Origin of the sequence: Neisseria iguanae, from assembly GCF_003013245.1 — a bacterium.
Lineage (GTDB): Bacteria > Pseudomonadota > Gammaproteobacteria > Burkholderiales > Neisseriaceae > Neisseria > Neisseria iguanae.
On sequence record NZ_PXYY01000080.1, the window covers coordinates 1 to 11,897 of the forward strand.

The window sequence follows — 11,897 nt, forward strand, 5'->3', positions numbered from 1 at the left end:
TGCCGAAATTCCACCGGTTGCCTGCGGGCGGCAGGTTCTTTGGCCGCGGACTTTGGCTTTATAATCCCGACAAACCCATAATGCACCAGACTTTTTTTGTTCCGCGACAATACGGCAGCAGCGGCCTTTGTGTTGGCGGCATACTTCACCCATAGCCGTTTTGGCCGCAGCATCGGGATCGGGTTAATGGAAACTGTTGTTGGGGATGCCGGCACTGTATGGCAGATATTTCAGCGGGCGTCCCGCTCCCGGCTTTTGAACGGTCCGGCAGGCTTCGGCGGCGACCCTTCCTTTCCGTTGGGCGCTTTCATGTGCTTTAGGCAGCGGTTCTGCGCACGCATATGGCGCTGCCTGTTTTTTTCCTGTGGGGCTTAGGGGTTTGCCTGCGGTTTTTGCAGTGCGGCGGTGCCGACAGGCGGCTATCCGCTGGCGCAGGTGTGTGCGTGAGGCTTTGAAGCGCGCTGCCGGCTGTGCACTTGGTGATAATGGGGTAGGTCCCGGTATTTGAAGTCCGGTGTATATTCAGACAGTAAGAAAACTGAAGAAAACCGCACCTTTTTAGTTGGAAGGGGTGCCTGACTTTTGGGGTGCAGTTTATGTTTCAGACGGTCTTTTTCACTTTGTTAACATTTGATAAAGCAGTTGATTAAAATATGATAAGAAACAAACTTCAAGCCAACCTTTATCATTCTAGAGTGTGTCCTCATTTTGTCTGCGTCGCCGATTTTCGAGCAGAAAAGCGCGTATACAAGGCGATACTCAAAGAAAATAGTTTTTTTATATATTGCGCCGGTAAAACCGGCCGGTACGGCAAGGTCGGACACCTTGCGCGCATGTCCAAAGCAGCAGATGGGTTTTTATGCCGGAAAGATGTCGTATGATGAAATGAGGATACACCTTAATGGTTATCGCGGCCTGAGGAATGCGTATGTTGGGGCCATCTGAAAAAATCATGAACATCGGCAGACGGGTAAATCATCAATGTTTGCGCACAAATTCTCAAAACCGGCGCAAATTATGTTATAAATGAACCTTTCACAATCCTCTAAACAAACGGAGCAATAAGAATGGAATTGGTATTTATCCGCCACGGACAAAGCGAATGGAATGCGAAAAACCTGTTCACCGGCTGGCGTGATGTTAAATTGAGCGAGCAAGGTTTGGCTGAAGCTGCTGTTGCCGGTCAGAAACTGAAAGAAAAAGGCTATGAATTCGACATCGCCTTCACTTCAGTGCTGACCCGTGCCATCAAAACCTGCAACATTGTGTTGGAGGAAAGCGGCCAACTGTTTGTCCCGCAAATTAAAACTTGGCGGTTGAACGAGCGCCACTACGGCCGATTGCAAGGCTTGGACAAAAAACAAACCGCTGAAAAATACGGTGACGAGCAAGTGCACATCTGGCGTCGAAGCTACGATACTTTGCCGCCACTGTTGGACAAAGACGACGAATTTTCAGCGCATAACGACCGCCGCTACGCCCACCTGCCGGCTGATGTGGTGCCGGATGGGGAAAATTTGAAAGTGACGCTGGAGCGCGTATTGCCGTTTTGGGAAGACCAAATCGCGCCGGCTATTTTGAGCGGCAAACGCGTATTGGTGGCGGCACACGGTAACTCATTGCGCGCTTTGGCCAAACACATCGAAGGCATTTCCGACGATGATATTATGGCTTTGGAAATCCCAACCGGTCAGCCACTGGTGTACAAATTGGATGAAAATTTGAAAGTAATTGAGAAATTCTATCTGTAAGGGTTTGAGTTTATCGGTTTGATGAAAAGGCCGTCTGAAAACGAACTTATCGTTTTCAGACGGCCTTTTCGTATGTGAGTTGGGTAGTTTGGATAAAACCTAATATTTCATTCTTTACCAGATTTAAAAAAAAGTTTGTGGTGCAAGGCTTTTAGCTGATTTCAATATTCAGATACTCAAAATGCCTCAAACAATCTATATGCATCATTATCGGGCTTAGCCCGGTAATCTGGTCATTGAAATTCAGAATCTTATGCCGGACGCCAAGGGATTTTTTACTGATCATCCGAAAATCAACTGGATTTTATAGATAAATTTCTCAAACCGAACGACTGGATTATCGGGTCAATTTTGATAATGACGACTTGTATTTTGTCGGGTTTTACAAAATCTCCTTGCTGCACAGTTGGAATTTTTCAGACAGCAGTGCGCCTGCATGGAGTAAGCGTAGCAGGCTTGCGTAGTTAATGACGGATGGGAATCCTGAATACTTTTTGAGTTTTGCAAAGGTTTCAGCCTTCATTTACGGCAACATCGGCCGCTTTTCCGTCAGGTAACGCCAATAGCGTTGCGGCATCATCTGCCGGTGTTGGCGCAGGTTGATACGCGAAGTAATGGTGGTGCTTATGAAATAGCGTTGCCACAGTTTCTGACAATGCCGTTCGCATTCAGACAGGGCGGTATGTCCGCGGGAAACGTCCAAATCACGGATTTGATGCACCGCCGTTTTGTCGAAATACACGCCGTAACTGCGGCTGACATCGAAAATCAGCCATTGCTGGTTGGCATAGCGATTGCGGAAAAAACACGTAATCAGTGGCAAGATGTCAAATTGCGGCTCGATACGGGCGATATAAATCGGATCGGGTTTGCCATGCACATGATATTCTTCAAAGCGGACAAAGGCTTCCATGTGGTGCTTTTCGCGGCAGACGGTTTTTCCCCATTGCGCCCACTACATCACGCCGGGGTGGCCGTAGTCGCTGTGAATATTCGGGCGGTCGGGCTGCGCCAAAGTCAAGCGGCCGATGCGCAAGAAGGTGTCGGGCATGTCTTTGTCGTTGATTAGAAAACCGTAAATCAGCGTTTGAATGCTACGCTTGCCCAATTAATTGTCGCTGCAAACGGCCGAGCACGCGGGCGGCATGTTCGGGGCAGCTGGTGACAGTAACAGTGTGGCCGAACAAATCGCTGTCGTTCGGGTCGGCGGTGATGTGTACGCAATCGGGCGGATATTTGCCCGCATACACGGTAAACACCGCGCTAAGCAGGCCGTCGAAGCTGCCGTCGTAGAGTAAGTGTATTGGTCAAGTGTGGTCATGATGGTGTCGTGCAAATGTCTCAGACCGTCTGAAAACTTATAGCAAAGGGCGTATGGCTTTCAGGCCTGTTATTTTTATCCGAACAAATCGCCCTGCACCGCATCGCTTTGCATGAATTTCGAGCGGGTCTGCTGCAACAGCAGGCTGCGCAGATTCGGGTTGTCGATTAAAGCAGCGTAGCGGTTGGGTTCGGGTAGGGTGATGAAATAGCGCGCGCGGTTGAGGGCGATGCCCATTTTCACTAACTGTGCCGGAGTCAGCATGCGGAACCGACGCGCCTGCACGATTCGTTTGGCCGATTTCACGCCGATACCCGGCACGCGTAAAATCATTTCCGGCGGCGCATGCTGCAAGGCTACCGGAAAATAAGCGCGGTGGCGCAGCGCCCATGCCAGTTTGGGGTCGAAATCCAAGTTGAGAAAAGGCTGTCTATGTCGCCAAGCACATTGCCAGGCACATAAACAGCTGGCGGCTCGAAGACAAAGGCTGCCGCCTGATTTGCACCACCATAGACAAAAAAAGCCTTTATGGTTTGAATCAAGCGCACTAATGTCTGTTAGCCAGGTATGTTTGCACGACCTGCCTCGGTGCGGATTTTACAGCAAAAAAATAGTGGCCAAGCCCAGGAAAATCAGGAAACCGCCCGAGTCGGTCACAGCGGTAATCAGCACCGAGCTGCCCAGTGCAGGGTCGCGGCCGGCTTTGTCGAGCAACACCGGAATCAATACGCCCACCGTTGCAGCCAAGAGCAGGTTTAGGGTCATGGCGGCGACCATCACCAAGCCGATGCCAAAATTGTCGTACAATACCCACGCAATCAAGCCCATCACACTGCCCCACAACACGCCGTTGACCAGTGCCACGCCGACTTCTTTTTTCAACAGTTTGCTGGCCTGAATGCCGGTAATCTGGCCGACTGCCATCGCGCGCACAATCATGGTAATCGTTTGGTTGCCCGAGTTGCCGCCGATGCCGGCCACAATCGGCATTAACGCAGCCAATGCGACGATTTTTTCAATACTGCCTTCAAACGCGCCAATCACGCGGCTGGCGAGAAAGGCGGTGCAGAGGTTGATGGCAAGCCACATCCAGCGGTTTTTCACCGAATCCAAAATCGGCGCAAACAAGTCTTCTTCTTCCTGCAAACCGGCCATGTTCAACATGTCGGCTTCGGATTCTTCGCGGATTACGTCAACGATTTCGTCAATGGTGATACGGCCGATGAGCTTTTTGTTTACATCGATAACGGGCGCGGTTACCAAGTCGTAGCGCTCAAACGCCTGCGCCGCTTCTTCAACGTTGTCGTCAGGGCGGAAGCGCACCACATCGGTGGCCATCACGTTTTCGACCAGTTCTTCCGGATCGGCCACCAACAGGCTGCGGATGGGCAGTACGCCTTTGAGAATGTCGTTTTGATCCACCACGAAAATTTTGTCGGTATGATCCGGTAGGCTTTCAAAGCGGCGCAGGTAACGCAGTACCACTTCGCAGGCAACATCGGCGCGGATGCTGACCAGCTCGAAGTCCATAATCGCGCCGACTTGGTCGTCTTCATACGACATTGCTGCCTGAACCTGCGCGCGCTCTTCTTCGTCACGTGTTTGCAGGGCCTCATAGACGACTTGGTGCGGCAAATCGTCGGCCAGCTCGGCCAATTCATCGGCATCCAAATCATCGATGGCGGCAAGCAGCTCGTCTTTGTCCATCGATTCAATCAGTGTTTCGCGGACGGAATCGGATACTTCCAGCAAGATTTCGCCGTCGTCTTCAGGCGCGACCAGAAGCCAGACGATGTTACGCTCGCGCTGAGGCAGCGATTCGAGCACGTCGGCGACATCGGCAGTGTGCAGCTCGCTTAGTAAGACGGTCAGCTCGGTGAATTTGACGCGTAAGGCTTCGTCTTCAATCGGTATGCCGGCTTCGATTTGCGGAAAGGCGGGTTCGAGAATCTCACACAGTGCGTGGATGTGGTCGAAATCGGCGGCAATGCGCTCGACATCGCTTCCGCCGGCATCGGCTGCTTCGTGGATTTTGTGTTCTGGTTTGTGGCTCATAAATGCTCCGCCCGCCGTGCGGTAGAGCATTCGGCAGGATTATTGATGGGTGTTGCGGATGGTGTCTTTGGTCAATAAACTACTGGGAAGGTCCATGACGGGTAAGCCTGCTCGAGGCAAGAGTGATAAGCGGGACTATTATACACTTTTGGGGTGTGGTTTACTATTCTTTACACCAAGGTTGCAACAATGAGGCCGTCTGAAAGCGGAGCTTTTTTCACGGCCTTTGTCGATATTGTGCATCACGCTTCTTTCATTTCTAAAACGCTCAAGCCCGACAAATCAGCAAAGCCGCGGTCGCGCACGATTTGGCAGAAGTTGTCGAGATAGCTTTTGTCTGCGTTTTCGGTGCGCATGGCGGCATACAGTTCGCTGTGCAGGCCGTCTGAAGTGATTTCGCACGAAGTGACATAGTCTTTTTCCAAATACGGCATTACCGTCCAATAAGGCAGGGCGGCAATTCCGCGGCGGCTGGCAACCAGTTGGATGATGGCGATGGTTAGTTCGCTGTGCCTGCGTGGCGGATTGATGCCTTTGGGTTGTAACACTTTTTTCACTAAATCGAGCATGTCGTCAGGAACAGGGTAGGTAATCAGCGTTTCGTCGGTAAAGTCTTCCGCCTCCCAAACGGGTTTGTTCGCCAACGGATGGTCTTTAGCGCAAATGCCGGCCATTTCGTAAGAAAACAGCGGGAAATAAGTGATGCCCGGTTGCGGTTCGGCTTCGGAAACGATGGCCACATCGGCCCGGTGTTGCAGCAGCAAGCCCACAGGATCGACGTGAAAACCGGAAACAATATCCAATTCCACCTGAGGCCACAACAGACGAAATTCGCCCATTGCCGGCATCAGCCAGTCAAAACAGGTGTGGCATTCCACCGCCACACGCAGCTCGCCCGCTTCGCCTTCGATAATCTGTGCCAAATCGCGTTCGGCAGTGGCGACTTTCGGCATCAGTTCGCGTGCCAGTTGCAGCAGGCGTTGGCCGGCCGGGGTGAAGCGCAAAGGGGTGGATTTTCGCTCGAACAGCGGCGTGTTGTAATAGTTTTCCAAAGCACGGATTTGGTGCGACAAGGCAGATTGAGTCAGGAAAATGCGTTTGGCCGCCAAGGAAACGCTGCCGGTTTCTTCCAATGCCAGCAGTGTTTTTAAGTGTCGCAGTTCAATAATCGAATCCATGGACGTTTCCGTTCAGACTGCCTTAGCCGTAAAATGTGAATATTAAAATAATTCATGTTGGCGTGCAAACCATTAATAATCGGCCATACGGATGAGAACGGCTATTTGCGTGTAATAATCGGGGAAGGAGGGTATTTTCAGATAAAATGCACCACTTTAAGAGAATTTCAGAGAAAAGGAACATCAACATGGCGACACGTCAGGAAATATTGGATTGGTGCCGCGACAGTTTGCAAGTGAACATGTTTAAAGACTATGCGCCCAATGGTTTGCAGGTCGAAGGACGTGAAACGGTCAACAGGCTTGCGACATCGGTTACGGCCAGTAAAGCGGCGATTGATTTTGCGGTTGCCAGAGGCGCGGATATGCTGCTGGTGCATCACGGTATGTTTTGGAAAAGCGAGCCGCTGACCATTACCGGCTGGAAAAAAGAACGTATCGAAACATTATTGCAACACCAAATCAATATGGTCGGTTACCACCTGCCTTTAGACGCGCATCCGGAGTGGGGAAATAACGCACAATTGGCCGCTTTGTTGGATTGGGGCTTGGATTATCAATGCGGCGATCAAAACCTGCTCAATATAGGCCGTCTGAACACACCGCAAACCTTACAGCGGCTTTCAGACAGCATGGCGGATAAATTACAACGCCAGCCGGTTGTCGTGGGTGACATGAATCGGGAAATCAAACGGATTGCCTGGTGTACGGGTGGTGCGCAAGGCTTTTTTCAGACGGCCATTGACGAAGGTGCCGATGCTTATGTGACAGGTGAAATTTCCGAAGCGCAATACCATTTGGCCAATGAATGCGGCGTGGCGTTTATCAGTGCCGGCCACCATGCCACCGAGCGTTACGGCGTGAAAGCGCTGGCCGGAGCGATTGGAGAGGTTTTTGGTGTAGAAGTATGTAGTTTTGACGAACAAAATCCTGCATGAATATTGAGAAATATCACAAAATCTTTACCTTATTTTAAATAATGCTTTGAGTATTACAACAAACTAGTTAAAATTACATTGTTTAATGGCTCGGTATTCCCAAAATTCTTAGGACGACTGAATAATGGATAATCAAGAAATCAATAACGGCCGCCGCCGTTTCCTGACGCTCGCAACCTGTGGCGCAGGCGGGGTGGCTGCCTTAGGTGTGGTAACGCCTTTCGTGGCAAGCTTTTTTCCTTCGGAAAAAGCCAAAGCCGCCGGTGCTGCCATCGAAGTAGATGTCAGCAAAATCGAAGCTGGCCAGCTGATGACTGCCGAATGGCAGGGCAAACCGATTTGGATCATCAACCGCACAGAACGGCAGTTGAGCGACCTGAAAACGTTAGACAGTCAATTGGCCGACCCGTATTCGGAGGCGGAACAACAGCCTGAATACGCGAAAAACGCAACCCGTTCGATCAAGCCGAACATCATGGTTGCCATCGGTATCTGTACCCACTTGGGTTGCTCTCCGACTTACCGTCCCGACATCGCACCTGCCGACTTGGGTGCGGATTGGAAAGGCGGCTTCTTCTGTCCTTGCCACGGTTCGAAATTCGATATTGCAGGCCGTGTGTACAAAGGTGTTCCTGCACCGACCAATTTGGTCGTACCACCTTATAAATATCTGAGCGATACGGCCATTTTGGTAGGCGGAGACTAATAATAAGGAACTGAAACTATGGCAAACCAAACCAATGACAAAACAAAAGCATTGTTAGGCTGGGTAGATGCTCGTTTTCCACTGACTAAAATGTGGAATGAGCACTTGGCTCAGTATTATGCTCCTAAAAACTTCAACTTCTGGTATTACTTCGGTTCGTTGGCCTTGCTGGTTCTGGTGATTCAAATCGTCAGCGGCATTTTCCTGACCATGAACTACAAACCCGACGGTAACCTGAATGCTTATCACCTGCCTGCTGCCTTTACCGCAGTAGAATATATCATGCGCGACGTGTCGGGCGGCTGGGTTATCCGCTACATGCACTCTACCGGCGCATCATTTTTCTTCATCGTCGTTTACCTGCACATGTTCCGCGGCCTGATTTACGGTTCGTACAAAAAACCGCGCGAATTGGTTTGGGTATTTGGTTCGTTGATTTTCCTGGCCTTGATGGCGGAAGCCTTTATGGGCTACCTGCTGCCTTGGGGTCAGATGTCGTTCTGGGGGGCGCAGGTGATTATTAACCTGTTTGCCGCCATTCCTGTCATCGGCCCTGACTTGTCTACTTGGATTCGCGGCGACTTCAACGTATCCGACGTAACCTTGAACCGTTTCTTCGCTCTGCACGTGATTGCTGTGCCATTAGTATTGATCGGTTTGGTTGTCGCACACGTGATTGCCTTGCACGAAGTAGGCTCCAATAATCCCGACGGCGTGGAAATTAAGAAGCTGAAAGATGAAAACGGCGTACCTTTGGACGGTATTCCTTTCCATCCGTACTACACTGTGAAAGACATCTTGGGCGTGGTGGTATTCCTGATTGTCTTCTGTGCCGTGATGTTCTTCGCACCAGAAGGCGGCGGTTATTTCTTGGAAGCACCGAACTTTGATGCAGCCAACCCGCTGAAAACGCCGGCACATATTGCTCCGGTATGGTATTTCACGCCGTTCTACGCGATTTTGCGTGCGATTCCGTCATTCTTGGGTACTCAGGTTTGGGGGGTAATCGGTATGGGTGCCGCTGTTGTATTGATTGCGCTGCTGCCTTGGTTGGATAAAGGGGAAGTGAAATCCATCCGTTACCGTGGCCCGATTTTCAAAATTGCCGTTGTAGTGTTTGTGATTTCGTTCATTGGTTTGGGTATTCTGGGCGCATTGGTGGCGACCGATACCCGTACTTTAGTGGCGCGTATCTTGTCGGTTGTTTATTTCTCCTTCTTCTTGGGTATGCCGTTCTATACCAAACTGGATAAAGACAGACCGATTCCGGAACGTGTAACCATGAGTACGGCCAAACAAAAAGTTATGTTCTTTATTTACGCAGCAATTACCCTGGTTGGCTCGTATCTGTTTGCAGTAAATATCTAAATTGAGGGCAGCGAAAATGAAACAAACACTTAAAAACTGGTTTGCTGCCTTATTGTTGGCAGTACCGATGGGTGCGGCGATGGCCGCAGGCGATCATGCAGTTTACGAAAAAGTCGATATTGACTTGCGTGATCAAGTCAGCCTCCAACGCGGTGCGCAGATTTTCACCAACTACTGCTTGTCTTGCCACTCGGCTACAGGTATGCGTTTCAACCGTTTGAAGGACATCGGTTTGACTGATGATGAAATCAAGAAAAACCTGATGTTCACCACCGATAACGTGGGTGAGGTGATGTTGTCTGCCATGCATCCGAAAGATGCGGAAAAATGGTTCGGCGCAGCACCGCCGGATTTAACCCTGATTGCACGTTCGCGTGGTGCGGATTACCTGTATGCCTACATGCGTGGCTTCTACAAGGATCCGACCCGTCCTAACGGTTGGAACAACACCGTATTCGACAAAGTCGGCATGCCGCATCCTTTGTGGGAGCAACAAGGCGTAAAAGCTGTTGAATTGGACGATAAAGGCCAACCGGTTTGGGTAGAGAACGAGCATGGCGTGAAAGAGCCGAAACTCTACTGGCAGTCAACCGGCCTGCATTCCCGTCGCCTACCAAATGGCAAAGTCATCGAGAAAGAGTATGACGATTATACGCGCGATTTGGTTAATTTCTTGGTGTACATGGGTGAACCGGCGCAATTGCAACGCCATCGCACTGGCTACATCGTGATGATTTTCCTGTTTGCAGTGATGCTGCCTTTAGCATACTTCCTGAAGAAAGAGTTCTGGAAAGACGTTCATTAAGAAGTATAAAAAGCAAGCCGTCAGGCTTGCTTTTTATGTATTCAGGGAAATGTATTTTTGAGAAATAATCAATAAAAATAAAGCATTAACTCAATTTTCTGGCTTTAAATCATGCAACCGTATATAATCAAGCCATTAACTTCATATATAGGCCGTCTGAAAGACGGTACGCGATAGGAGCCAAACGCTATGATGACTTTATATTCAGGCATTACCTGCCCGTTTAGTCAGCGCTGCCGTTTCGTGTTGTACGAAAAAGGCATGGATTTTGAAATCAAAGATGTCGATATTTTTAACAAGCCGGAAGATTTGGCGGTGATGAATCCGTACAACCAAGTGCCGGTATTGGTAGAACGTGATTTGATTTTGTATGAATCAAACATCATCAACGAATACATTGACGAGCGATTCCCTCATCCGCAATTAATGCCGGGTGATCCCGTGATGCGCGGTCGTGGCCGTTTGGTTTTGCACCGCATGGAAAAAGAGCTGTTCAGCTTGGTGCAGATTTTGGAAAATTCAGAAACCAGCAATAAAGATCAAGTCAAAGCGCGCGAAGCAATCGGTAACGGCTTAACCTTGTTGGCACCTTCTTTCTCTAAAAACAAATACATCTTAGGGGATGAATTTTCGATGATTGATGTTGCTTTGTCGCCTTTGTTGTGGCGCTTAGATTACTACGATATCAAACTGGGTAAAACCGCTGCGCCGTTATTGAAATACGCCGAGCGTATTTTCCAACGCGAAGCCTTTATCGAAGCCTTAACACCGGCTGAAAAAGCTATGCGCCGTTAATCAGTTATTCTAAGGAGGATAGATGACTGCCAGTACCAAACCTTATTTAATCCGTGCTTTATATGAATGGTGTTTGGATAACAACCAAACACCGCATATTGTTGCGTGGGTTAACGAACATACCCGTGTGCCGATGCAATATGTGCGAGAAAACGAGATTGTTTTAAACATCGGCCAAACCGCCAGCCATAATCTGAATATTGATAACGAATGGGTCAATTTTTCTGCCCGTTTCGGTGGCGTTGCGCACGATATTTGGATTCCAGTCGGTCACATCGTCAGCATTTTCGGCAGGGAAAGTGGTGAGGGTATGGGTTTTGAAGTGGAACCTTATGCGCCTGATGAAGCCAATAAAACAACCGAGCAAAAGCCTGTAGCTGATGCAGAAACAGAAACCAAACCGAAAAAAGGTTTGAAACTGGTAAAATGAAGTATCGTGAAATCACTAAAAACTGTTACGACTTCGGCTTCCCCAGCCCAAAGGGAATGATTTTGTAAGCCGACGGAGCAGTGAACCGGTTCCGTACTGTTTGTACCGTCTGTGGCAAGCAAGCCGCTTACACCAATTTTTTATTGATTCTGCTTATGGCTTCCTTCAAAAATAGCATAAAAGGCCGTCTGAAAAATTTCAGACGGCCTTTTATGCTATTTATAGTCAAAGAAAATTAAATTCAGCACAATACCACATATGGCATACTCAAAAGACTACCGGCAAATGATACTGAACAAACTTGCAGCAGGTGCTTCCTATCGGGTCTGGCCGGTGGGTACAACATCAGCAAAGCCACCATACAAAACCAGAAAAAACGGCTGGAGAAAAAAAGTTGTTACCACACGCAAGTCAAAAATAAGCATGGAAAAATTACGGCAGGACGTCGGACAAGTATCCCGACCACTTCCAACGTGGGCAGACTGTGCGCTTTAACTGCACCCAACGGGCAATCCGCATAGCACTCAAACGGCTCAAACTGTCTCAAAAA

The 11,897-nt window shown here is 49.3% G+C and carries 13 protein-coding genes; 7 read left to right on the forward strand and 6 right to left on the reverse strand.

Going from position 1 to position 11,897, the window contains the following annotated elements; translation table 11 throughout:
• The first annotated feature begins 1,067 nt into the window (after positions 1–1,067).
• Complete coding sequence (locus tag C7N83_RS10695; RefSeq protein WP_106742583.1) at positions 1,068–1,751, forward strand: 2,3-diphosphoglycerate-dependent phosphoglycerate mutase; 684 nt, start codon at positions 1,068–1,070, stop codon at positions 1,749–1,751.
• Positions 1,752–2,274: 523 nt separating this feature from the next.
• On the opposite strand, the gene C7N83_RS16205 is transcribed toward C7N83_RS10695, so the two are convergent.
• The 6 genes from C7N83_RS16205 to C7N83_RS10715 all read right to left on the reverse strand — a co-directional run bounded on the left by C7N83_RS16205 (position 2,275) and on the right by C7N83_RS10715 (position 6,305).
• Positions 2,275–2,664 (reverse strand): TIGR03915 family putative DNA repair protein, encoded by a 390-nt coding sequence (locus C7N83_RS16205; RefSeq protein WP_245911205.1) that lies wholly within the window; start codon positions 2,662–2,664, stop codon positions 2,275–2,277.
• A gap of 42 nt (positions 2,665–2,706) precedes the next feature.
• Entirely contained in the window at positions 2,707–2,859 is a 153-nt protein-coding gene (locus C7N83_RS16210) for a hypothetical protein (RefSeq protein WP_245911206.1), read from the reverse strand.
• Entirely contained in the window at positions 2,846–3,001 is a 156-nt protein-coding gene (locus tag C7N83_RS16215; protein WP_245911207.1) for a hypothetical protein, read from the reverse strand. Before C7N83_RS16215 ends, C7N83_RS16210 begins: the two co-directional genes overlap by 14 nt.
• Positions 3,002–3,147: 146 nt before the next feature.
• On the reverse strand, positions 3,148–3,486 hold the full coding sequence (locus C7N83_RS10705) for a hypothetical protein (RefSeq protein WP_245911208.1): 339 nt from the start codon (positions 3,484–3,486) through the stop codon (positions 3,148–3,150).
• 183 nt (positions 3,487–3,669) lie between these two features.
• Positions 3,670–5,127, reverse strand: coding sequence for a magnesium transporter (gene mgtE / locus C7N83_RS10710; RefSeq protein ID WP_106742584.1), 1,458 nt, complete (start codon positions 5,125–5,127; stop codon positions 3,670–3,672).
• 242 nt (positions 5,128–5,369) lie between these two features.
• Positions 5,370–6,305, reverse strand: coding sequence for a LysR family transcriptional regulator (locus C7N83_RS10715; protein ID WP_106742586.1), 936 nt, complete (start codon positions 6,303–6,305; stop codon positions 5,370–5,372).
• A gap of 188 nt (positions 6,306–6,493) precedes the next feature.
• On the opposite strand from C7N83_RS10715, the gene C7N83_RS10720 reads away from it, so the two are divergent.
• The 6 genes from C7N83_RS10720 to C7N83_RS10745 all read left to right on the forward strand — a co-directional run bounded on the left by C7N83_RS10720 (position 6,494) and on the right by C7N83_RS10745 (position 11,347).
• Positions 6,494–7,243: a Nif3-like dinuclear metal center hexameric protein gene (locus C7N83_RS10720; RefSeq protein ID WP_106742587.1), complete on the forward strand. Its 750-nt coding sequence runs from the start codon at positions 6,494–6,496 to the stop codon at positions 7,241–7,243.
• 124 nt (positions 7,244–7,367) lie between these two features.
• The gene (gene petA, locus C7N83_RS10725; RefSeq protein ID WP_106742589.1) at positions 7,368–7,949 is read left to right on the forward strand and encodes a ubiquinol-cytochrome c reductase iron-sulfur subunit; all 582 of its coding nucleotides are present in this window, start codon (positions 7,368–7,370) and stop codon (positions 7,947–7,949) included.
• A gap of 18 nt (positions 7,950–7,967) precedes the next feature.
• Positions 7,968–9,317 (forward strand): cytochrome b, encoded by a 1,350-nt coding sequence (locus C7N83_RS10730; RefSeq protein WP_106742591.1) that lies wholly within the window; start codon positions 7,968–7,970, stop codon positions 9,315–9,317.
• A gap of 16 nt (positions 9,318–9,333) precedes the next feature.
• The gene (locus C7N83_RS10735) at positions 9,334–10,122 is read left to right on the forward strand and encodes a cytochrome c1 (RefSeq protein ID WP_106742592.1); all 789 of its coding nucleotides are present in this window, start codon (positions 9,334–9,336) and stop codon (positions 10,120–10,122) included.
• Positions 10,123–10,311: 189 nt separating this feature from the next.
• Positions 10,312–10,917, forward strand: a complete 606-nt coding sequence (locus tag C7N83_RS10740) for a glutathione S-transferase N-terminal domain-containing protein (RefSeq protein ID WP_106742594.1) — start codon at positions 10,312–10,314, stop codon at positions 10,915–10,917.
• A gap of 22 nt (positions 10,918–10,939) precedes the next feature.
• Positions 10,940–11,347, forward strand: coding sequence for a ClpXP protease specificity-enhancing factor (locus C7N83_RS10745; RefSeq protein ID WP_106742596.1), 408 nt, complete (start codon positions 10,940–10,942; stop codon positions 11,345–11,347).
• Positions 11,348–11,897: the final 550 nt, after the last annotated feature.